Consider the following 21,518-nt stretch of genomic DNA (forward strand, 5'->3'; position numbering starts at 1 on the left):
AGCCCTTAACAAACGGATAGATATCAGGCTATACCGGAGTCAAAAACAAAAAAAAGCCATCGGAGGCACTTATGTTGAGTATTTTTAAGCCCGCGCCACATGTGGCACGGCTTCCCGCAGACCAGGTCGACCCCACTTACCGCCGCTTACGCTGGCAAATCTTCATGGGTATATTTTTCGGTTACGCAGCCTACTATCTGGTGCGTAAAAACTTTACGCTGGCCATGCCGTATTTGATCGAACAAGGGTTCTCTCGTGGGGATCTGGGCTTCGCGCTATCCGGTATTTCTATTGCTTACGGCTTCTCAAAATTCATCATGGGTTCGGTTTCTGACCGGTCTAACCCACGGGTGTTCCTCTCTGCCGGTTTGATTCTCGCCGCTGCCGTGATGCTGTTTATGGGCTTTGTGCCTTGGGCAACATCCAGTATCGCAGTGATGTTCGTGCTGTTGTTCTTATGCGGCTGGTTCCAGGGGATGGGGTGGCCGCCATGTGGCCGTACCATGGTGCACTGGTGGTCGAAGAAAGAACGCGGCAGTATCGTTTCTGTCTGGAACTGCGCCCATAACGTGGGTGGTGGCTTGCCGCCATTGCTGTTCTTGCTAGGTATGGCATGGTTTAACGACTGGAAAGCCGCGCTCTATATGCCAGCGTTCGGTGCCATTTTGGTGGCATTGATTGTCTTTGGTTTAATGCGTGACACCCCACAATCTGTGGGCTTACCTCCGATTGAAGAGTACAAAAACGACTATCCGGATGACTATAGCGAAGAAGCGGAAGAAGAGCTGACGGCGAAGCAAATCTTCATGCAATACATTTTGCCAAACAAGCTGTTATGGTATATCGCGATTGCTAACGTTTTTGTTTATTTGCTGCGTTACGGCATCCTCGATTGGTCACCAACCTACCTGAAAGAAGTAAAACACTTCGCGCTGGATAAATCCTCATGGGCTTATTTCCTGTATGAATACGCTGGTATTCCAGGGACGCTACTGTGTGGTTGGATGTCCGATAAAGTGTTTAAAGGTAACCGTGGTGCTACCGGCGTGTTCTTTATGACGCTGGTGACTATTGCAACCATCATTTATTGGCTCAACCCAGTGGGTAACCCTGGCATCGATATGGCTTGTATGATCACCATCGGCTTCCTGATTTACGGCCCGGTGATGTTAATTGGCTTGCATGCCCTTGAATTAGCACCGAAAAAAGCAGCAGGTACCGCAGCAGGCTTCACCGGTTTGTTCGGTTATCTGGGTGGTTCGGTCGCGGCCAGTGCCATCGTCGGTTACACCGTTGACTACTTCGGTTGGGACGGCGGCTTTATGGTCATGATTGGCGGTAGCATCCTGGCGGTTCTGTTATTGATTGTGGTGATGTTCAGCGAGAAAAAACATCACGAAGAACTGGCAAGACAGGCCGAGATGGATAAAAAATAGGATCAATAAATTTGTACCCTAATGATTAAGTAGCTTACAGGCTGTGCCGTTATCTATGGATTAATAGCGACACAGCCTTTTTCATACCCTGAAATTGATAAATGGAGCAATATCAATGAAAACTCATATGAAGTTACTGGTAGCAAGTATGATTCTGGCATCCTCAGTCGCCGGCATGGCGCATGCGGTAGAACCCGTAGCCAAAGATAAAGTGGTTATCGCGCATCGTGGAGCCAGTGGCTACTTGCCTGAGCACTCACTGCCAGCCAAAGCCATGGCGTATGCACAAGGCGCTGATTATCTTGAACAAGACTTGGTGATGACTAAAGATAATGAGTTGGTGGTTCTGCACGACCATTATCTGGATCGCGTGACCGATGTCGCTGAGCGTTTCCCTGATCGAGCACGCAAAGATGGCCGCTATTACGCCATTGACTTCACTTTACCGGAAATCAAGTCACTGAAATTTACCGAAGGCTTTGATATTGATAAAGAGGGTAAAAAAATACAGAGCTATCCGGGCCGCTTCCCGATGGGCAAATCTGACTTCCGTGTGCATACCTTCCAGGAAGAGATTGAATTCGTTCAGGGGCTGAATCATTCGACCGGCAAGAACATCGGCATCTATCCTGAAATCAAAGCGCCGTGGTTCCATAAACAGGAAGGGAAAGACATTTCCACTAAGGTGTTGGAAGTGTTGAAGCAGTACGGTTACACCACCAAAGCCGATAAAGTCTATCTGCAATGCTTTGATGCCAATGAATTAAAACGTATCAAGAATGAGCTGGAACCGAAGATGGGCATGGACCTGAAACTGGTTCAACTGGTGGCTTATACTGACTGGAATGAGACCTACGAACAGAAACCTGATGGCAAGTGGGTTAATTATAGTTATGACTGGATGTTCAAGCCGGGAGCTATGAAGCAAGTCGCGCAATATGCCGACGGCATCGGCCCTGACTATCACATGTTGGTGGTTGAAACTTCTACGCCAAATAACATCAAGCTGACCAATATGGTGAAAGAAGCACATGCCAACAATATGATGGTTCACCCTTTCACCATTCGTGCTGACAAGTTGCCTAAATACGCCACTGACGTGAACCAGCTGTTTGATATTATCTACAATCAGGCCGGGGTTGACGGGGTATTTACCGATTTCCCAGATAAAGGTGTGCAATTCCTGCAAAAACAGGGACAGCACCAGTAAGTGACTGGTCTGAGATAACTTAACATCTGAGATGACTTAAAACTTAAAATAGGAAAATGGCGAACTCATCTACAGTTCGCCATTTTTTCACTGCAATCAATTCTTTATTTATCAGACCCTAAGAACATTTTGCGCAAATAATGCGGCACAGCATCATCGGCATTAGAACCAATCACTTCCAGATTCGGCAACATATCTTTTAGGCGCTGATGAGCATCGCGCATAATGCAGCCCTTGCCCGACATAGAGAGCATTTCCAAATCATTCATACCATCGCCAAACGCGATACATTCTTTCAATGAATAACCAATGATTTTAGCGACTTGCTCAAGTGCGTGGCCCTTGGAAACACCACCACCCATCACTTCCAGACAGGTTGGGAAAGAGAAGCTGACATTTACCCGATCGCCCCAACGTGCGTTGATGGCCTCTTCCAAAATCAATAACTTATCGTGATCGTCGCAGGTAAAGTAGACCTTACATACTCCGTCGGTCGGCAGTAAAGCCGGTTCGAACACTTGATATTTGAACACCGACTCGCGGAAGAACTCTTCCTGCGCCGGGCTTTCGCGGTTCATGTACCATTCGTCATTCAAATAGACGTTGGTCAGAATATCTGGATTGTGGTGTTCGATATTGTACAAGTCACGGGCGATATCAGCATCAAGGTTATGGCTGAAAATCAGCTCCCCTGCCGTGTTGTGCACACGCGCGCCATTGGAGGTTATCATAAAGGCACTGATCTCCAGATTGTCGCGGATTTGCGCCACATCAATATGGTGGCGGCCGGTCGCAAACACAAAGTGCACATCACGTTGCGTCAGCAACTTAAGTGTCTCTTTGGTATAAGGCGTCAGTATGTGGTCAGGTGACAGCAGGGTGCCATCTAAATCGGAAGCAACAACATGATACATAGCGGTATGTTCTAACCTCTGGTGGTGTCGGAGTCTTGCGGGCCGACTGGTTTTTTATGTTGTAAAGAAGAGTGATGTTGCGCAAAAAAGCGCAATATAGCGCTTAGCGCCTCGGCACGCAGGGTGTCCCGTTCGAACAGGATCTCATGGCGTGCGCCTTTAATTAACTTCGGCTGCCCCCCTTCACAAGGGTGCCCCGCCAGAGTCATTGCCTGAGTAAATGCATTATGGGCCGGGTTATGTACTACCCGATCCTCACTGGCCTGTAGTAACAGAACCGGTGTGGTAATTTTGTCTGCTTGAGCAATAATTTGCTCCCCCACCATCAGGCTTTCACGGACCCAATGATAGGTTGGCCCACCGACACGGATTTCTGGGCTGTCAGCATATTGGCGCAAGTAGCGGCGATAGCGCTCGCGGCTGTGAGTCAGCATATTGACCACATAGGGCAATGGCCGCCACTGCCCGGTGCCTATTGCATAGTAATCCCGCAGCTTTTGATGTTTCTCAGTCCAATCGACAATCCGGTGGGCCAGCCAACCCGGCATCGGCAAATGGATGCCAAACATGGGTGCGCAGAGCGCTACAGCATTAAACACTGTCGGTTCTCTCGCCAGATAACGGGTCAGAATCGCCCCCCCCATAGAGTGGGCCAATGCAAAACACTGCTGATAATGGCTTCCGGTTATCTCACGCTGCACCAGCTGCGCAAAATCTTCAATGTAATCATCAAATTTGATCACATGCCCGCGGTTACGATCATCAAGTATTCGCCCGGATCGGCCCTGCCCACGATGATCCAACACGATAACATCATAACCTTGCTGGAATAGATCATAGGCCACTTCGGGATATTTAACGTAACTTTCAATGCGGCCTGGCACCACCACCACCACGCGGGTATGTTGCGGTGAACAAAAACGGACATAGCGAATAGGGATATTATCGACCCCCATAAACTCATCTTCATCCCGCTGCTGCCAGAAATCTAACAATGGGCCGTTAACAAAAGCAGCAAACTGCTCTTCGCGGGTCAACCAGTTATTCATATGATTATCTAACGGCATCGCGTGGCTCGATATAACGTGAGTTGTAAATCATGAGCTTATAATTCATGACGTTGTAAATCATGGTGTTATAAAACGGAGCTGATTGCAGCTTCTGGCCTGAATGACTCGGTATTCTGTGAGCCATAGCACAACTATTAGCAATGGAGTATTGTGGCATAAATTTACACATTCAGGGAACTTTGCCGATGACCTTAGACTGGTGGTTAACTTATCTGCTGACGACACTTATCCTCAGTTTGTCCCCCGGTTCGGGTGCTATTAATACTATGAGCACCGCCATCAGCCACGGTACGCGCGGAGTGATTGCCTCCATTTGCGGATTACAATTAGGGCTGGCCGTGCACATTGTACTGGTCGGTGTCGGCCTGGGCGCACTGATTTCACAATCGCTACTGGCATTTGAACTATTAAAATGGCTCGGGGCGGCCTATTTAATCTGGCTTGGTATTCAACAGTGGCGCGCAGCCGGAGCGCTGGATCTGCATGCATTAGCTAACAGTATGCCACGGCGAAAACTGTTTAAACGCGCGGTGTTTGTTAATCTGACCAACCCGAAAAGCATTGTTTTCCTGGCCGCATTGTTCCCACAATTTGTTCTGCCGCACCAACCACAGGTGGCGCAATATCTGATTCTCGGCAGCACCAGTGTGATAGTCGATATTATCGTGATGATTGGTTACGCGACTCTTGCCACACGAATTGCTGGCTGGATTAAATCACCACAGCAAATGAAATTATTGAATCGGATATTTGGCGGTTTATTCATGCTGGTAGGCGCATTACTGGCCACCGCACGTAAAGTATAAACCACATTGATATGCCCCGACCGGGTAACTCACCGGTTGGGGAACTCGCTAGCGAGACAATATCAGATGGATACCAAAACCAGCGAAGAGTACCCCTGCCAGCCCATCAATCCATTTGGATAATCGTTGATAACCACGGCGCATCATCGGCAAAGCAAAGACACAGGCCACAATGCTAAACCATACAAAAGTTTCCGCCACTATCAGCACAAATAACCCCCAGCGCGCGCCAGCAGTCACATTATCACCAACAAACAATGAAAATACGCTGCCGAAATAGATAACTGCTTTGGGGTTCGATAAATTAGTTAGAAAGCCACGCAAGAAAGTCCGGCCACGCGCAGGAAGTGCAACTTGGACCTCAGGTTCTGAAGTGTCTCGTTTGGAACGGGCCGATTTCAGCAATTGCCAACCCATCCAGCACAGATATAACCCACCGCCGACCATAATAATCTGGTGCAACCACGCCATTTTCTGCAAGATAAGATTTAGCCCCATCAGAGCGACGCCAGCCCAGACAACGATCCCCAAAGAAATGCCGGTCACTCCCATCATCGCTTCTCGGCGTGAGCGGCTGGCCGCGGTTTGCGACACAAAAAAGAAATCAGGCCCTGGACTCATCAAAGCAACCAAGTGCACCAGCGCGACGGTCAGAAATAGCATTAGCATGAGGCATTTCTCTTTAATAAATAAGTCTTTAACAAATAAGCAGCGTATTAATCGTCGTTGTTATCTACATGGTCGCGGATCATCGCCATAAACGGCGCGCCAAAGCGCTCCAGCTTACGTTGCCCGACGCCATTGACACTTAACAGTTCACTGGCAGTAATTGGCATCTGCTCCGCCATCTCCAGCAGGGTGGCATCGTTAAACACGACATAAGGCGGAATATTGCCTTCGTCGGCGATAGATTTACGTAATTTGCGCAATTTGGCGAACAACTTGCGATCGTAATTGCCGCCATAGGATTTTTGATTCGCACTGCTACGCACTTTCAAACTCTGGATTCGCGGCACTGCCAGTTGTAGTGGCAATTCAGCGCGCAATACCGGACGTGCCGCCTCGGTCAACTGCAAGGCGGAGAACATGGCAATATTCTGACTCAGTAATCCGAGATGAATCAGTTGGCGTAGGACACTGACCCAATGCTCATGACTCTGTTCACGACCAATGCCGTAAACTGACAGTTTGTCATGACCAAATTCACGAATACGCTGGTTATTGGCCCCGCGCAGCACCTCGACGATATACCCCAAACCAAACCGCTGTCCAACCCGATACACACATGACAGCGCTTTTTGCGCATCGGCCAGCCCATCGTAGCGCTTAGGTGGGTCGAGGCAGATATCACAGTTACCACATGACTGCTGTTTGCCTTCACCAAAATAGTTCAGCAAGACTAATCGGCGACAGGTTTGCGCTTCAGCAAAAGCCCCCATCGCATTGAGTTTATGCCGCTCAATATCTTGTTGCGCACCAGCTGGTTTCTCTTCCAGACAACGGCGCAACCACGCCATATCAGCCGGGTCATACAGCAACATCGCTTCGGCGGGCAAACCATCACGCCCAGCACGACCCGTTTCCTGATAGTAAGATTCGATAGTGCGCGGAATATCAAAATGCACCACAAAACGAACGTTAGGTTTGTTAATCCCCATACCGAAAGCCACGGTGGCGACCACCACTTGCAAATCATCGCGCTGAAAAGCTTCCTGCACCTGTGCGCGGCGCTCATTGTCCAGCCCGGCATGGTAAGCCGCCACACTTAAACCACGGCTTTGTAGGCGCGCGGTGGTGTCTTCTACCTTAGCCCGGCTATTGCAGTAAATAATGCCACTTTTGCCACGCTGGTCTTGAACAAAACGCCACAGTTGATCAAGCGGTTTGAACTTCTCAACCAGGGTGTAACGAATATTGGGGCGATCAAAGCTGCTGACCTGAATTAATGGCTGATCCAGATTGAGTAACCGCACGATATCGCCGCGCGTGGCTTCATCAGCCGTCGCGGTCAGTGCTATCACCGGTAAATTAGGGAAACGCTGCTTTAACTGACCAAGGGCTCGGTATTCCGGGCGGAAATCATGACCCCATTGAGAGATACAGTGCGCTTCATCCACTGCCAACAGCGCAGGACGCCACTGGTGCAGTTGATCAAGAAAGCTCTCCATCACCAGCCGTTCAGGCGCGATGTACAGCAGCTTAATCTGACCGCTGCGGCAGCCGTCCATCACCGCCAATTGCTGCTCGCGGGTTTGTGATGAGTTTAAGCACCCCGCGCCCACGCCATAGGCCAGTAGTTGGTCAACCTGATCTTTCATCAGAGAAATTAAGGGGGAGACCACCAGCGTTAAGCCATCCGTCACCAGTGCCGGGATCTGATAACACAAGGATTTACCACCGCCCGTTGGCATCACTACCAGACAATCTTGCCCTGATAGAGTGGCGTTGATAATTTCTTGTTGTCCGGGCCGGAATTGCTGGTAGCCGAAAGTATCTCGCAATACCTGCTCTGCCAGTAACTCCCTATTTATCACTGCTGCGGTTGACACACTATTCCCCAACTATGAGATCTGCACAGGCCGGTTAACCGGCCTGTGTCTGAAACTTTTCTAACGCCGGATGACGTTAAAGGACATCATTCAACATGATACCCACACCCACCCGTGTTTGCCTAAAGTTATAGTCAATCATTGACTCACCATAACCACTGAACACTTGGGTATAGAAACGAACATGCTTGGTGATTGGGTAGCTCCAGCCCATTTCAGCACCACCATAACCGGTATTCCAGTTATAACGGCCATCCAGACTGAACACACTTTCACCCAAGGCATAGCCCACTTTCAACCGATAATAACCCATGTATTTATTGATATCCGGGTTGTCATCTTTGCTGTCGCTTTCAGGGATACGATACCAAGGCTTCAGGTCGATTTCCAAGTTGCCGCGTTGAGCCATCAGGCGGGTATAAACGCGATCCCAGCTACGTGAGGTGGGATCAGCTTTACCGTTAGACTGGTGATTATAACCAAATTCTACTTCGCGGAATGTCCAGCCAGCCAGCTCATAATCGGTAGCCCAGGCCAGGAACAGTTGTGGCTCATAGTTGGTTTCACGGAAGGGTGAGGATTCATCTTTGTTCGATGCTTGCCACCAAGAGCGTTGAGTATATGAAGCACCCAGCAACGAGTTATCACCGGCAATACCGCGCCAGATAGGGAAGCCCAAGCTCAATTGGAATTTAACTTCATCCTTATTGGCATTCTGCGCCCAGTCATAAGAGCTTATCGCATCTTTATTGATATCGCTGGTATAAGTATAGAGTAAGTAGTTGGTTTCATACGGATAAAGCAAGAACGGATTATCGTGATCCTGCAACATTGCCGCAATAATACTGCCACGCACTGTCGGTGCGTCATGAATTTTCTCAACCGTTGCTTCTTCTGCCTGCGCCAAAGTCGGCACCAGTAATAAAGCGATTAAAATCTGCCAAAATCTACCCATCATTCCCCCATCACCTTACGAATTATTTCTATTTGTAATGAAAACAGCTCATTCTACACACAAATGTTATCTGAGATTAGTGTTGTTTATATTTATGATTTAACGACTGGAAAACAACAAAATAGAAGCATAAAATAAACAAACTAATAACATTAGAAATTATCTTTTAAGAGAAAACCAATGCCTGTAACACCTTTAACTCTGGAGAGTGCCCGCAACCTCATCGGTGAAATCTTTGTCTACCACATGCCATTTAACCGCGAATTAGGATTAAAATTAACTCGTTTCGAGCAAGATTTCGCCGAAATTACTTTTGATAATAATGACAAACTGGTCGGTAATATTGCGCAACGGATTTTACACGGTGGTGTTATTGCTGCGGTGCTGGATGTTGCGGCGGGTCTGGTGTGTGTTGGGAACAGCCTGGTTCGCCATGAACCGCTGATTCAGGAACAACTGCAAATGAAGCTGGCCAAAATGGGAACCATCGACCTCCGTGTCGACTATTTGCGCCCTGGCCGCGGCGAGCATTTTATTGCCAGCAGCAGCATTTTACGCAGTGGTAACAAGGTATCTGTTGCCAGAGTTGAGTTGCATAATGAAAACCAAATGCATATCGCCAGCGCGACTGCGACCTATCTGGTTGGCTGATGCGGCCTATTGCGGTGATGAATAATAACGTGAAGTTAAGTACACTCACCGCATCTCCTTTCTTGTTCTGAGCCACACCATGGATAAACAACGAACCCGTCAGGGCATTTTCTTTGCTCTGGCTGCCTATTTTATTTGGGGTATCGCCCCTGCTTATTTCAAGCTCATCCAACAGGTGCCGGCTGATGAAATTTTGACTCATCGGATTATCTGGTCATTTTTCTTTATGCTGATTTTGCTGACGGTTAGCCGTAATTGGCCACAGGTCCGCAGCGCCATTAAAAACCGCAAGCGCCTGCTATTACTGGCGGTGACCGCGGTGTTGATTGCCAGCAACTGGTTATTATTTATTTGGGCGGTCAACCACAATCACATGTTGGAAGCCAGTCTGGGCTACTTTATTAACCCGTTGGTTAACGTGTTATTTGGCATGCTATTTCTCGGCGAGCGTTTTCGCCGCATGCAATGGGTTGCGGTGGCACTGGCGTTCGGCGGTGTGCTTATTCAGCTGTGGCAATTTGGTTCGCTGCCGGTGATTGGTTTGGGGCTGGCGATTACCTTTGCGTTATATGGCCTGATTCGCAAAAAACTGGGGATTGATGCCCAGACCGGCATGTTGGTTGAAACAATGTGGCTATTACCGATCGCGGCAGTTTATCTGTTCTTTATTGCCGATAGCCCAACCAGCCACATGGGGGCTAATGCCTGGTCGCTGAATGTTCTATTAGCCGCCGCAGGGGTGATTACCACTATCCCACTGCTGTTCTTCACCGCTGCTGCTACACGTTTACGGTTGTCAACGTTGGGCTTCTTCCAGTATCTGGGGCCAACGCTGATGTTTATTCTGGCGGTCACTTTCTATGGTGAGACTATCGGCAACGATAAGATGGTCACTTTCATCTTTATCTGGGCAGCACTGTTATTGTTCACACTGGATGCGCTCTATACCCAACGCAAGCTACGTGCTTAAAATCAACCCCATGACAATGCCAGTTAGCTCATTGAGTTATCTGGCATTTTTGTTTATAGCAAAATATTAGAGCCAATTCTTGCGTTTGAAATAGAGATATGGCGCTAACCCGGCAATAATCATTAAACCAATCGCCGCCGGATAACCAAATGACCAACGTAGCTCCGGCATAAACTCAAAGTTCATCCCGTAGCTGGATGCGACCAGCGTAGGCGGTAGGAAGACAACCGATACCACTGAGAAGATCTTGATGATACGGTTCTGTTCGATGTTGATAAAACCCATCGCCGCTTGCATCAGGAAGTTAACTTTCTGGAATAAGGATTCATTGTGCGGCAGCAGGGATTCGATATCGCGCAGCACCTCACGAGCTTGTTCCAGTTGGCCACTTGGCAAACGCGCTTTACGCACCAGGAAATTCAGCGCCCGCTGGGTATCCATCAGACATAACCGTACTTTCCAGCCGATATCTTCCTGTTCCGCCAATGTGGAGAGCGCAGCATCATATTCATCGCCCTGTTGGCCTTCCATGATGACGCGGCTCAAGGCTTCTAAGTCGCTGTAAATGTTCTCGATTTCATCTGCCAGCTGTTCGATTTTGGTTTCAAACAAATCCAGCAGCAACTCATAGGCATTACCATCAACCAGAGTCTGATTACGCGCGCGCATGCGATATAAACGAAATGCTGGTAATTCACGTTCGCGCAGGGTATACAGGCGACCATCCCGAATAGTGAATGCCACCGTTGAGTTACCTGCGTGGTCTTCAGCATCTTCATAATAGAAGAAGGAGTGGATATGCAGACCATCCTCATCTTCAAAGAATCGTGCAGAAGCCTCGATGTCGTCCAATTCTGGCCGGGTCGCCAGGCTTTGCCCTAACTCATTCTGGACGCGTTCCCGCTCCCCCTCTTCTGGCTCGACTAAATCGACCCAAAGTGAGGTTGTCAGGTCATCTGATTCATCCAGCTCCAAACGGGATAAGCGATTGTTACTTAATTTAAATGCGCTCAGCATGTGCCAAAACTCCCTTGCGGTGATGGATAGGGAAAACGCATTGAAGCACAGAAACAGGTGAGTATTGAAATACCGTTTGTTTCAGACCGTTAGGAGATCTGACTCACAGCGACGGTTTAGCGAGGCCGCTGACAACCACGAAGGCTATCAGCAAATAAGAGGATAGCCTTAGAAGTTGCACCATATGAACAGGTTATTGAGCCAGTATCTACTGGGTGTGTCCAAGGCGAATGTCCTCATCAAGAATAGTGCGCGCATGTTACGCCGAGAAGAAAAAGTCTGTCAACCGGTTAAAAGATGTTAATTTGTGAGCATAAATTTTAGTTCCTGGCGATAAACTCACCAATAATAGAACCGGGTAAGAACACTCGGAGTTAATAGCGGTAAAAAGTAAAAAACCGAAGCCAGCTTCCACTTCGGTTTTGTGTATCCTGAATGCTGATTAAGCCGATGACTCAGCAAAATTTACAAACAGGCTTTCCCTTGGTATTGGCAAGAATAATCAACGCTTTATATTTTTAAACTGCTTAGTCGTGTCCGTTAGCGCAATTTCTGTCGGCAGCCTTTCCATTGAGCTGGCACCGTAGAAACCATCGCATTGCGGGCAATTATCCATGATGTATTGCGCATCTTGTGGGGTAGAAATCGGCCCACCGTGACACAACACAATCACATCTTCGCGTACTGCTTTTGCGGCGGCGGCCCATTTATTAATCAGAGGAACGCAATCTGCCAGCTTCAATGCAGTGTCAGCGCCAATATTACCGCCGGTGGTCAGCCCCATATGAGGGACAATAATATCAGCCCCCGCTTGGGTCATGGCGACAGCATCTTCGGCACTGAAAACATAAGGTGTGGTGAGTAAATCTTTCTCGTGGGCAAGGCGGATCATGTCTACTTCCAAACCATAACCCATACCGGTTTCTTCAAGGTTGGCGCGGAAGTTCCCGTCGATTAACCCCACTGTTGGGAAGTTCTGCACGCCAGAAAAGCCCAATGCTTTTAGTTGGTCCAGGAACTGGTCGAACTGACAGAATGGATCCGTACCATTCACCCCCGCCAGCACCGGTGTATGCTTGACTACTGGCAGCACTTCTTTTGCCATATCAACCACAATTTCATTGGCATTGCCGTAGGCCAACAGACCGGCCAGTGAACCACGACCGGCCATGCGATAGCGGCCCGAGTTATAGATAACGATGAGATCGATACCACCCGCCTCTTCACATTTGGCCGATAGACCCGTACCCGCACCGCCACCGATAATCGGCTCACGGCGGGCAATCATTTCCCGAAATTTAGCTAATATGGCCTGGCGTTGAAATTTTGGCATGTCGCTTCTCCACGAATAAAATGGCCCTAATGGGATGGGCTCTTTGCTATTTCTTTAAAATTTTCGACCGCTGCCTGGGCAAACTGTGGATCATTAATATTGAACGGATAATGCACCAGACGGCGTTTGTCAGTTTGAATCACGGTTTCTTGCAGCGTATGGATAAAGGCTTGCAATGCTTTTTCGTCCCAGAAGGGCTGGCCAGGAGCATCCAGCGCAGAGAAACCGCCCTCTGGAATCAAGAAACGCACTTCCCCTTCACAGCGATTGAGCTTCTCCCCAATCCAGCGCGCCATCTCAATGTTCTCTTGCTCGGTGGTACGCATCAGCGTGACTTGCGCGTTGTGCTCATAGAATAAGCGGTCAGCGTATTTCGCCGGAATGGTGGCAGGGCTGCCGAAATTGACCATATCTAATGCACCACAAGAGCCAACATAGGGGATTTGGCTGTGAGCAATGGCATCAAACCTTTCTGGCCCGCAGGCTAAGACACCATCAAATAATAGATCGCAGACTTCGGTAGTGGTCAGATCCAGCGCCCCTGCCAGCAAGCCACTTTCCGCTAATTTTTCCATGGCTTTGCCGCCACTGCCGGTCGCGTGGAACACCAAACAGTCATATTCTGCCGATAACGCAGCACTGACAGCCTGAATACACGGGGTCGTCACACCAAACATGGTCAAACCCAGCGCAGGTTTGTCATCGGTAACTGGCTCTTCTTTGGCAAAATAAACCGCACCAGCAATTTGATGGGCCGCGTTACTCAGTACCCGGCGGGAAATACGATTAAGCCCGGCAATATCTGTAACCGAATACATCATGGCAATATCACTGGCACCGATGTAACCGGAAACATCACCAGAAGCCATAGTTGACACCATCAGTTTAGGAATACCGATAGGTAAGCTTTGCATAGCAGGTGTTATCAGCGCCGTACCACCGGAGCCTCCCAAACCTAACAGTGCAGCCACATCATCACGGCTGGCAATAAAACGTTCAAAAGCCACCGCCATCGCACTTATCGCCCGCCCCCTATCACCACAGAACACCGCCTGACGCCCATCGGGATGGTGGCTTGCCACCGTTTCAGCCGTGATATCAGCGCCACCCGCGCGCTGGCCTTCTTTGGTCGATAAATCAACCGTGACGGTCTTCAGGCCGGTTGCTTTAATCAATTCACTGACATAGGCCAGCTCGTCGCCTTTGGTATCTGTCGTAGTCGCGATAAAAATATGACGGGGCATCTGAACATCCTTCTGTGAATGCGGAATGTCACAAAAAATGAAGCGCGTTGGTTAAGATAGAATCATATTGAGACTGCCGTATCATTATCGCAAAGGGCATTATTTAAATGTGAGACTGTCGTCTCAAAAACAATCTGAATGTGAAGGGCATTCATGGCGATTTGTGCGAGCGGTTTGTTATAGTGGGCGCAAATACGATCTCAAGACTATGGAGTGACCGTGAGCCATCAAGATAAACCAGAGCAGGCCTCTCCATCACTAACCACCATCAGGGCCAGAACCCGGCGGTTACTTATCGATACAGCGATGTCGATGTATGAACAAGGCGCGTTTCCATCAATAACCGAAGTGGCAAACGCTGCCCAGCTTTCCCGTGCAACGGCTTACCGCTATTTCCCAACGCAAAGTGCCTTGGTTTCTGCCATGGTTGATGAGAGCCTTGGGCCGATATTGGCGTGGCAACCGACTCAACCTGATGCTCGTCAGCGAATTGCTGAATTATTGTCTTTTGCTTATCCGCGAATGTTGCAACACGAAGGTGTGCTGCGAGCCGCGTTGCATTTATCGTTACAACAATGGGCCGATAACCGTAGTAATCCAAATAATGAAGAAAAGTTGATTCGTGGTAACCGTAAACGGTTGTTAAAACTGGCAGTCGAGCCATTGGAAGGAAAGTTAACACCAGAAGCACTGCAACGAGTGATCCATGCTTTCTCGTTAATTTATGGGTCAGAAGTGTTTATGGTGCTGAAAGATATTTGGCATTTGGATGACGCCGGAATTCAGGATGTTACTCAGTGGATGGGCAAAGCCATTCTGCTACAAGCGGAAACCGATGCAAGGCAGGCGGCTCAGGATGAGAGCCGCATGAATAAGTGATTCGGGTAAGTGAACGCCGCTAACACCGCTGCGGCGTCAAGGCCAGCCGTAGGGTTTACCCAAAGTCATTGGCGTTGCAGCAAGGCAGCAAATGAACGCATCCCGATGAGCTGACATTAGTCAGTGATTCGGGTGAGTGAACGCCGCTAACACCGCTGCGGCGTCAAGGCCGCAGGGTAAATTTAGACGGCTTCCAGCCGTGCGTAAGCCGCCACCAACCACTTAATCCCTTCACCGGGGAAGGCTACTTGCAACCGACTGTGCTCACCGCTGCCTTCCAAATTGACGATAGTGCCTTCACCAAACTTAGGATGTCGCACCCGCTGACCCAGTGAGAAGCCGCTGTCATTTTCATTCATCGGCGTCCCCATTCTACGGTGGTTTACCGGGCGAGAGACCGTCGCGCGTAGCCGCACTTCTTCGACGCACTCTTGCGGTAATTCGCCGATAAAACGTGATGGCCGATGATTCACTTCTTTGCCGTACAAGCGGCGGCTCTCGGCATAACAGAGTGTCAGTTTCTGCATCGCGCGCGTGACCCCAACATAGGCCAGCCGCCGTTCTTCTTCCAGACGCCCACCTTCATCCAGTGACATCTGACTTGGGAACATGCCCTCTTCCATACCCACGATAAATACCTGCGGGAACTCCAGCCCTTTTGCTGAATGGAGAGTCATCAATTGCACTGCATCCTGATAGGCATCTGCTTGCCCCTCACCGGCTTCCAGCGCCGCATGAGAAAGAAATGCCTGTAGTGGCATCAGATCCTGATCTTCATCCTGATAGCTGTATTGGCGGGTCGCATTGACCAGTTCTTCAAGGTTTTCAACACGCGCCTGACCTTTTTCGCCCTTTTCCTGCTCATACATCGACCACAAGCCAGAATCGCGAATGACTCGATCAGTTTGGACATGCAGCGGCATATCAGCTGTTTCATGCGCCAGTGAATCCACCAGTTCGACAAAACGTTGCAGTGCAGAAGCCGCACGGCCTGCCAGCACTTTTTCCTGCAACATGGCACGGGTTGACTGCCACAAGGTTAACTGACGGTCACGCGCGGTTTGGCGAATAACATCTAATGTGCGATCACCAATCCCACGAGTCGGCGTATTCACCACCCGCTCAAAAGCAGCATCATCGTTACGATTGGAAATCAGACGCAGATAAGCCAGTGCATCTTTGATTTCCTGACGTTCGAAGAAGCGCTGACCACCATAAATACGGTACGGCATCGCCGTTTGTAACAAGGCCTCTTCCAAAACACGCGATTGGGCATTACTACGATACAAGATGGCACAATCATTCAGCGCACCGCCGTTGTCTTGCCAGGCTTTAATGCGATTCACCACAAACCGGGCTTCATCCAACTCGTTAAAAGCACAATAGAGCGAGATAGGCTCGCCTTGCGCCCCATCAGTCCACAAGTTCTTACCCATGCGGCCGTCATTATTAGCAATCAGGGTGTTTGCCGCCGTCAGAATATTGCTGGTCGAGCGATAATTCTGCTCCAATCGAATGGTTTCAGCGCCGGGAAAATCTTTCAGGAAGCGCTGGATATTCTCCACCTGCGCCCCGCGCCAGCCATAAATTGACTGGTCATCGTCGCCGACAATCATCACATTGGAGCGATCCCCAGCCAGCAGGCGAATCCAGGCATATTGAATGTTGTTGGTATCCTGGAACTCATCCACCAGAATGTTGGTAAAGCGCTCGCGATAGTGGTTCAGAATGTGCGGCTTATTCAGCCACAACTCATGTGCACGCAATAATAGCTCGGCAAAATCCACCAGGCCCGCGCGGTCACAGGCTTCCTGATAGGCCTGATAAATACGCAACCAAGTGGCTTCAACCGGGTTACCGTAGCTCTCAATATGCTGCGGACGTAGACCTTCGTCTTTTTTGCCGTTGATGTACCACATTGCCTGACGTGGAGGCCATTGTTTTTCATCTAAATTCAAGGCTTTAACCAAGCGCTTCAATAACCGCAGTTGGTCGTCGCTGTCGAGGATTTGGAAATCTTGCGGCAGATTGGCATCCATATGGTGAGCACGCAGCAACCGGTGCGCCAACCCGTGGAAAGTGCCAATCCACATGCCGCCCTGACTGGTGCCAATCAAATGCTCAATACGGTGGCGCATTTCGGCCGCCGCTTTATTGGTAAAGGTCACCGCGATAATCGAATATGGGGAGGCATTTTCTACCGACAGCAGCCAGGCAATACGATGAACCAGCACCCGTGTTTTGCCACTGCCCGCACCGGCCAGTACCAACAGGTTGCAGCGTGGCGCGGCCACGGCTTCACGTTGTTTTTCATTCAGGCTGTCGAGCAGATCAGAAACGTCCATAGGCACCGTTTATCGGGTAAGGGAAAATAGCTAAATCGCCAGCTATCCGGCGATTTTAACATCATTTCACTGTGAATTTATACAGAGTTATTGCAGAGGATTATAGCAATGCTGTCAGGGAAGCCAACTGCGAAATCTCAATATGTGGCAATAACCGGCTGTCACTGGCCGTCATCAGGCTCTGTTGGCGGTCGTTAATCCAGCATGCTTGCATGCCACAACGTAGCGAGCCGGCGACATCAGTGGTCAGGTCATCACCGACATGTAAAATATTTTTCAGCGGAATATCCAGATGATTCGCCGCTTTATGGTACATATCGCGGAAGGGTTTGGCGCGGCCATGCGGGCCGGAGCGCAAGACAAACTGAAAATAATTATCCAGCCCACAGGCTTTAGGGTCCGCATTGCCATTGGTGATAGCCACCAGCGGATAATGCTCAGCCAGCGCGCTTAAGGTGTCGTGTGTCGCCGGCGGCACATAAATACGGCTACGCCATAGGGCAAAGTTTTCCATCGCAGCATCAGCCCCACATTGCGCTTCTGACTTACTCAAACCATGACGCATCAACCCCAGCTCAATAGCATGCCAGCGCCACTGAGTGACATCGTGGTAAATGTCCGGATCTTGCTCCAGTAATTCACGGCGAAAGCGGTGTAAATCTGCGGCTTGTAACTGCGCTAAATTGGGGTGGTACTGCTGTAAAAATGCCACAGACTCTTGTTCTGTACGGGATATCACCGGCCGATTGTCATACAAGGTGTCATCCAAATCGAAGGTAATGGCGGAAATACGTTCAAGTGGACGATAAAAATGCATCAGGATTTGCCTCGTTTGGCCCGTGGATGAGCAGCATCATACACTGTTGCCAGATGTTGAAAGTCTAGATGAGTATAAATTTGTGTAGTGGTCAGATTGGCGTGACCGAGTAACTCCTGCACTGCACGCAGGTCGCCGCTGGATTCCAGCATGTGGGTGGCGAAAGAGTGGCGTAGTTTATGCGGGTGAATATGGCTACTGACCCCTTGCTTGACACCCCATTCGGCAAAGCGTTTTTGCACATTTCGCGCTGAAATCCGCTTCCCGGTATTGGCTAAAAAGATGGCGTCATCCTGCGGTTCAAACAATTCACAGGGTTTAAACAATTCACGCAGCTCCAGCCAATGCTCCAGCCACTTGACTGCCGTCTTGCCGATAGGGACTTTGCGCTCTTTGCTACCCTTACCCATCACCCACACTTCGCCGCTCGCCAGATCGACATGTTTGCAGTTCATTCCGACCAGTTCAGATAAACGCAAGCCCGCGCCATACATGACTTCCAGCATCGCCCGGTCACGCACTGCCAGTGGGTCATTCAGGTCGATATCCAGCAGTTTATCGACCTCATCGACATCAATATTTTTCGGCAGATGGCGGCCAGAACGCGGGGTACTGACCCCTTTGGCCGGGTTGGCTTGCAGTACGCCCTGACTGACCAGCCAGTTGAGGAAACTGCGTAAAGCCGAGAGTCGCAAAGCCAGGCTGGATGAGTGCAAACCGGCGCGTTTGCTACGCGAAACCAACGAGCGCACTTGCGCGGCATCCAGTGTTTGCCAGTGTGCCAACCCCATCTGTTCGCCCATTTCCATCAGCGCTTGCAACTGACGTCGATAGCTGGTGATAGTTAGCGGGCTAAGTTGGCGCTCAACTTTGAGGTAACGCAGAAAAGCCTCTACCTGCGGGGCAAGCGAAGTACTGAACTCAGTCATACCGGCTCTATCCAGCGCTCCAGCAGGCTCGGCAATAACATGGATAATTGATTCAGCATCACAGTGCCCATGCCTTGCTGATAATGCTGGATATCACGACTGCTGAAAATGATAACCCCCAGATCACCCTCTTTGCCCAGCAATGACAACGCCACTGAGCCGACTTGCTTAGCTTGCGGCAATAATAGCAGCAGCTCCGGCCCATTCAGGCTGCCAAGATAATGGCGAGCATTCCCCAGCCGCTGAATGCGCATTGGCTCAAAAGCATGGCGAGACAGACCCAAATGGGTGAAGTCAGATGGCGCGCCGATTTGCCAACGGTCAGTAAACAATCTGACATTTGCACCAGCCAACCCAAAATCTCTGGCCCAACGCTGCAAACGATTGAGCATATCTTGCAAGCTACTGGCGGCAGCAAGATTGCCTTGCAGTTGCAGTAACCGGTTGAATAACACTTCATTCAGACCCGCCTGCTCCATCAGCAACGTAATCTCTTCTTCCAACTGACCTATCTGATTACGCTGACGCCCCAGTTGCCACTCCACCAGCGAGACTGTGCCTCTAACCGGATGGGGAATATGCATCTGTTCAACCAAACGAGCATTGCGGATAAAGAAGTCGGGATTTTGCAATAAATACTGCATAACGGCATCGTCGTCTAACTCGATACCCGCTAGCGCCTGCTCCTCAGAACTTTTCATGTCACACCCGTCATAATGAATATTTATACCCTAAATAATTCGAGTTGCATGAAGGCGGCCAACACACATGCAGCTTGAAGTATGACGGGTATACTATAGATGAATGAAGCCATCATACACATGGGTGGCCGGCCCGGTCATATACAGCGGGTGACCCGGCCCTTTCCAGCTGATATGCAAACTGCCACCCGGCAATTCAACATGCACCTCTTCACCCAACAATTCTTGCTGAATACCAATCGCCACGGCCGCACAAGCCCCGCTACCACAAGCCTGAGTTTCACCGGCTCCGCGCTCATACACCCGCAAGCGGATATGTTCACGGCTCACAACCTGCATAAAGCCGATATTAGCCCGTTCGGGAAAGCGCTCATGACTTTCTAATACTGGGCCTAGCAAGGCAACATTGGCAACCGAAACATCATCAACCTGCATCACACAATGAGGATTGCCCATCGAAACGACACCACATAACACGGTGTGCTCGGCGGCACGCAAAATGTAGGTTTTTTCAGCTTTAGCCGCACGGAAAGGAACACTCTGCGGCTCGAAATTGGGTTCGCCCATATTGACGCACACCAGTTCGTCTTCAGTCACACTCAATATCATACGACCGGTTTGGGTGCTGACACTGATATCGCGTTTATTGGTCAGCCCTTTCAGTCGGACAAAACGGGCAAAACAGCGCGCGCCATTGCCACACTGAGAGACTTCGCTGCCATCGGCATTAAAAATACGGTAGTGAAAATCCAGCTCAGGATCATAAGGTGGCTCAACCACCAACATTTGATCAAAGCCCACGCCAGTGTGCCGGTCTGCTAATCGGCGGATCAACTCCGGCGAAAAGTAAACATTTTGGGTAACTGCATCGACAACCATAAAGTCGTTGCCAAGACCGTGCATTTTGGAGAACTGCATTTCATACTCCGCTGACTTTTATTGACCGGCTAAATTTTCGGTACTGGCTACATTCGGTACTGACTCAATCTGGCGGCGTAAAGGATTGTCACTGTGGCCCAGCGATACTTTGGGTTGGCTTTGAATCGCCCGGTAAACCCTGCTGATTTTTATCGACCTGGCCGCTGTCTTGTTTTGTCGTTTCGACCTTGGGTTTATCTGCCGGTGGGAAATATAACGGGCCTTTCAGACCACAACCGCTCAACGCGAACACCATCATCGCAGTCAGTGGCCAACATAGTTTCTTTTTCATTTTTTAACGCCTGTAAATTGTTTTGACGCCGGTAAATGTGTTATTGCCTGTGATTCACGCGTCCAAGGCCTCTATAATCGCAGGTGGATCATGAAAAGCAATAGGAATTGAATATGAACGACAGCGAGTTTCATCAGTTAGCCGATCAATTGATGCTTTGCATTGAAGAAACACTGGATGGTTTTAGTGGCGATAGCGATATCGATTATGAAACCAATGGCGGGGTGATGACTCTGACTTTTGAGAATGACAGCAAGATTGTTATCAACCGCCAGGAGCCATTACATCAGGTATGGTTGGCAACTAAAGCGGGTGGTTATCATTTTGATTACCGCGAAGGGCACTGGTATTGCTCGCGCAGCGGCGAAGAGTTCTTTACCAAGCTATCCGAAGCAGCGACCGCGCAAGCTGGCGAAATCGTAAGTTTTAGCTAGTCGCTCAAGCTAACCCCTGCGGCGTCAAGGCCTCGGGGTTTAGTTTAC

The 21,518-nt window shown here is 49.6% G+C and carries 21 protein-coding genes; 7 read left to right on the forward strand and 14 right to left on the reverse strand.

What is annotated here, in order from left to right; genetic code table 11:
• Positions 1 to 71 precede the first annotated feature (71 nt).
• Positions 72 to 1,436 carry a glycerol-3-phosphate transporter gene (gene glpT, locus QSV56_RS16065; protein WP_046695568.1) on the forward strand — a complete coding sequence of 455 codons (1,365 nt, stop codon included), beginning with the start codon at positions 72 to 74 and terminating at the stop codon, positions 1,434 to 1,436.
• A 115-nt stretch (positions 1,437 to 1,551) separates the two neighbouring features.
• On the forward strand, positions 1,552 to 2,646 hold the full coding sequence (gene glpQ, locus QSV56_RS16070) for a glycerophosphodiester phosphodiesterase (RefSeq protein WP_046050021.1): 1,095 nt from the start codon (positions 1,552 to 1,554) through the stop codon (positions 2,644 to 2,646).
• A gap of 104 nt (positions 2,647 to 2,750) precedes the next feature.
• Here the strand turns inward: glpQ and yigL are convergent, their stop codons facing one another.
• On the reverse strand, positions 2,751 to 3,560 hold the full coding sequence (gene yigL / locus QSV56_RS16075; RefSeq protein WP_005176120.1) for a sugar/pyridoxal phosphate phosphatase YigL: 810 nt from the start codon (positions 3,558 to 3,560) through the stop codon (positions 2,751 to 2,753).
• Between the two features lie 11 nt (positions 3,561 to 3,571).
• On the reverse strand, positions 3,572 to 4,627 hold the full coding sequence (gene pldB, locus QSV56_RS16080; protein WP_046695569.1) for a lysophospholipase L2: 1,056 nt from the start codon (positions 4,625 to 4,627) through the stop codon (positions 3,572 to 3,574).
• A 188-nt stretch (positions 4,628 to 4,815) separates the two neighbouring features.
• Between pldB and rhtB the strand changes: the two genes are divergently transcribed.
• Positions 4,816 to 5,436, forward strand: a complete 621-nt coding sequence (gene rhtB, locus QSV56_RS16085) for a homoserine/homoserine lactone efflux protein (protein WP_019080185.1) — start codon at positions 4,816 to 4,818, stop codon at positions 5,434 to 5,436.
• 48 nt (positions 5,437 to 5,484) lie between these two features.
• On the opposite strand, the gene rhtC is transcribed toward rhtB, so the two are convergent.
• The 3 genes from rhtC to pldA all read right to left on the reverse strand — a co-directional run bounded on the left by rhtC (position 5,485) and on the right by pldA (position 8,940).
• Entirely contained in the window at positions 5,485 to 6,105 is a 621-nt protein-coding gene (rhtC, locus tag QSV56_RS16090) for a threonine export protein RhtC (RefSeq protein ID WP_046050019.1), read from the reverse strand.
• A 47-nt stretch (positions 6,106 to 6,152) separates the two neighbouring features.
• The gene (recQ, locus tag QSV56_RS16095) at positions 6,153 to 7,985 is read right to left on the reverse strand and encodes an ATP-dependent DNA helicase RecQ (protein ID WP_019080187.1); all 1,833 of its coding nucleotides are present in this window, start codon (positions 7,983 to 7,985) and stop codon (positions 6,153 to 6,155) included.
• A 76-nt stretch (positions 7,986 to 8,061) separates the two neighbouring features.
• Positions 8,062 to 8,940, reverse strand: coding sequence for a phospholipase A (pldA, locus tag QSV56_RS16100; RefSeq protein ID WP_026017922.1), 879 nt, complete (start codon positions 8,938 to 8,940; stop codon positions 8,062 to 8,064).
• A 180-nt stretch (positions 8,941 to 9,120) separates the two neighbouring features.
• Here pldA and QSV56_RS16105 point away from each other — a divergent pair, with 180 nt between their 5' ends.
• Positions 9,121 to 9,591 (forward strand): thioesterase family protein, encoded by a 471-nt coding sequence (locus QSV56_RS16105; RefSeq protein WP_019080189.1) that lies wholly within the window; start codon positions 9,121 to 9,123, stop codon positions 9,589 to 9,591.
• Between the two features lie 79 nt (positions 9,592 to 9,670).
• On the forward strand, positions 9,671 to 10,561 hold the full coding sequence (gene rarD / locus QSV56_RS16110; protein WP_046050018.1) for an EamA family transporter RarD: 891 nt from the start codon (positions 9,671 to 9,673) through the stop codon (positions 10,559 to 10,561).
• A 66-nt stretch (positions 10,562 to 10,627) separates the two neighbouring features.
• On the opposite strand, the gene corA is transcribed toward rarD, so the two are convergent.
• The 3 genes from corA to QSV56_RS16125 form a co-directional block, all read right to left on the reverse strand.
• The gene (gene corA / locus QSV56_RS16115) at positions 10,628 to 11,578 is read right to left on the reverse strand and encodes a magnesium/cobalt transporter CorA (protein WP_005166238.1); all 951 of its coding nucleotides are present in this window, start codon (positions 11,576 to 11,578) and stop codon (positions 10,628 to 10,630) included.
• 502 nt (positions 11,579 to 12,080) lie between these two features.
• The gene (locus tag QSV56_RS16120) at positions 12,081 to 12,911 is read right to left on the reverse strand and encodes a phosphoenolpyruvate hydrolase family protein (protein WP_011815345.1); all 831 of its coding nucleotides are present in this window, start codon (positions 12,909 to 12,911) and stop codon (positions 12,081 to 12,083) included.
• Positions 12,912 to 12,937: 26 nt separating this feature from the next.
• Entirely contained in the window at positions 12,938 to 14,155 is a 1,218-nt protein-coding gene (locus tag QSV56_RS16125) for a Tm-1-like ATP-binding domain-containing protein (RefSeq protein ID WP_046050017.1), read from the reverse strand.
• Positions 14,156 to 14,374: 219 nt separating this feature from the next.
• Between QSV56_RS16125 and QSV56_RS16130 the strand changes: the two genes are divergently transcribed.
• The gene (locus tag QSV56_RS16130; protein WP_019080191.1) at positions 14,375 to 15,034 is read left to right on the forward strand and encodes a TetR/AcrR family transcriptional regulator; all 660 of its coding nucleotides are present in this window, start codon (positions 14,375 to 14,377) and stop codon (positions 15,032 to 15,034) included.
• A 182-nt stretch (positions 15,035 to 15,216) separates the two neighbouring features.
• Here the strand turns inward: QSV56_RS16130 and uvrD are convergent, their stop codons facing one another.
• From uvrD to QSV56_RS16160, 6 genes are all read right to left on the reverse strand, one after another.
• Positions 15,217 to 17,379 carry a DNA helicase II gene (uvrD, locus tag QSV56_RS16135; RefSeq protein ID WP_005166120.1) on the reverse strand — a complete coding sequence of 721 codons (2,163 nt, stop codon included), beginning with the start codon at positions 17,377 to 17,379 and terminating at the stop codon, positions 15,217 to 15,219.
• A gap of 100 nt (positions 17,380 to 17,479) precedes the next feature.
• Positions 17,480 to 18,196: a 5-amino-6-(5-phospho-D-ribitylamino)uracil phosphatase YigB gene (gene yigB / locus QSV56_RS16140; RefSeq protein ID WP_005176162.1), complete on the reverse strand. Its 717-nt coding sequence runs from the start codon at positions 18,194 to 18,196 to the stop codon at positions 17,480 to 17,482.
• On the reverse strand, positions 18,196 to 19,125 hold the full coding sequence (gene xerC / locus QSV56_RS16145; RefSeq protein ID WP_019080193.1) for a tyrosine recombinase XerC: 930 nt from the start codon (positions 19,123 to 19,125) through the stop codon (positions 18,196 to 18,198). Before xerC ends, yigB begins: the two co-directional genes overlap by 1 nt.
• Positions 19,122 to 19,826, reverse strand: coding sequence for a DUF484 domain-containing protein (locus QSV56_RS16150; protein ID WP_019080194.1), 705 nt, complete (start codon positions 19,824 to 19,826; stop codon positions 19,122 to 19,124). Before QSV56_RS16150 ends, xerC begins: the two co-directional genes overlap by 4 nt.
• Positions 19,827 to 19,919: 93 nt before the next feature.
• A complete protein-coding gene (gene dapF / locus QSV56_RS16155; RefSeq protein ID WP_005166111.1) occupies positions 19,920 to 20,744 on the reverse strand; it encodes a diaminopimelate epimerase in 825 nt (274 codons plus the stop codon).
• 88 nt (positions 20,745 to 20,832) lie between these two features.
• The gene (locus QSV56_RS16160; protein ID WP_019080195.1) at positions 20,833 to 21,036 is read right to left on the reverse strand and encodes a lipoprotein; all 204 of its coding nucleotides are present in this window, start codon (positions 21,034 to 21,036) and stop codon (positions 20,833 to 20,835) included.
• Positions 21,037 to 21,149: 113 nt separating this feature from the next.
• Here QSV56_RS16160 and cyaY point away from each other — a divergent pair, with 113 nt between their 5' ends.
• Positions 21,150 to 21,470, forward strand: coding sequence for an iron donor protein CyaY (gene cyaY / locus QSV56_RS16165; protein ID WP_046050016.1), 321 nt, complete (start codon positions 21,150 to 21,152; stop codon positions 21,468 to 21,470).
• Positions 21,471 to 21,518 lie beyond the last annotated feature (48 nt).

Origin of the sequence: Yersinia sp. 22-579 (genome assembly GCF_030433455.1) — a bacterium.
GTDB classification, from domain to species: Bacteria; Pseudomonadota; Gammaproteobacteria; order Enterobacterales; family Enterobacteriaceae; genus Yersinia; species Yersinia enterocolitica.

Bases quoted from the DNA above. Each gene is read 5' to 3' on its own strand.
- QSV56_RS16120 (WP_011815345.1), bottom strand. From the start codon at position 12,911: ATGCCAAAATTTCAACGCCAGGCCATATTAGCTAAATTTCGGGAAATG.
- corA (WP_005166238.1), bottom strand. From the start codon at position 11,578: ATGCTGAGCGCATTTAAATTAAGTAACAATCGCTTATCCCGTTTGGAG.
- rarD (WP_046050018.1), top strand. From the start codon at position 9,671: ATGGATAAACAACGAACCCGTCAGGGCATTTTCTTTGCTCTGGCTGCC.
- QSV56_RS16125 (WP_046050017.1), bottom strand. From the start codon at position 14,155: ATGCCCCGTCATATTTTTATCGCGACTACGACAGATACCAAAGGCGAC.
- glpT (WP_046695568.1), top strand. From the start codon at position 72: ATGTTGAGTATTTTTAAGCCCGCGCCACATGTGGCACGGCTTCCCGCA.
- pldA (WP_026017922.1), bottom strand. From the start codon at position 8,940: ATGGGTAGATTTTGGCAGATTTTAATCGCTTTATTACTGGTGCCGACT.
- yigB (WP_005176162.1), bottom strand. From the start codon at position 18,196: ATGCATTTTTATCGTCCACTTGAACGTATTTCCGCCATTACCTTCGAT.
- glpQ (WP_046050021.1), top strand. From the start codon at position 1,552: ATGAAAACTCATATGAAGTTACTGGTAGCAAGTATGATTCTGGCATCC.
- QSV56_RS16150 (WP_019080194.1), bottom strand. From the start codon at position 19,826: ATGAAAAGTTCTGAGGAGCAGGCGCTAGCGGGTATCGAGTTAGACGAC.
- uvrD (WP_005166120.1), bottom strand. From the start codon at position 17,379: ATGGACGTTTCTGATCTGCTCGACAGCCTGAATGAAAAACAACGTGAA.
- QSV56_RS16160 (WP_019080195.1), bottom strand. From the start codon at position 21,036: ATGAAAAAGAAACTATGTTGGCCACTGACTGCGATGATGGTGTTCGCG.
- rhtB (WP_019080185.1), top strand. From the start codon at position 4,816: ATGACCTTAGACTGGTGGTTAACTTATCTGCTGACGACACTTATCCTC.
- dapF (WP_005166111.1), bottom strand. From the start codon at position 20,744: ATGCAGTTCTCCAAAATGCACGGTCTTGGCAACGACTTTATGGTTGTC.
- yigL (WP_005176120.1), bottom strand. From the start codon at position 3,560: ATGTATCATGTTGTTGCTTCCGATTTAGATGGCACCCTGCTGTCACCT.
- pldB (WP_046695569.1), bottom strand. From the start codon at position 4,627: ATGCCGTTAGATAATCATATGAATAACTGGTTGACCCGCGAAGAGCAG.
- QSV56_RS16105 (WP_019080189.1), top strand. From the start codon at position 9,121: ATGCCTGTAACACCTTTAACTCTGGAGAGTGCCCGCAACCTCATCGGT.
- cyaY (WP_046050016.1), top strand. From the start codon at position 21,150: ATGAACGACAGCGAGTTTCATCAGTTAGCCGATCAATTGATGCTTTGC.
- xerC (WP_019080193.1), bottom strand. From the start codon at position 19,125: ATGACTGAGTTCAGTACTTCGCTTGCCCCGCAGGTAGAGGCTTTTCTG.
- rhtC (WP_046050019.1), bottom strand. From the start codon at position 6,105: ATGCTAATGCTATTTCTGACCGTCGCGCTGGTGCACTTGGTTGCTTTG.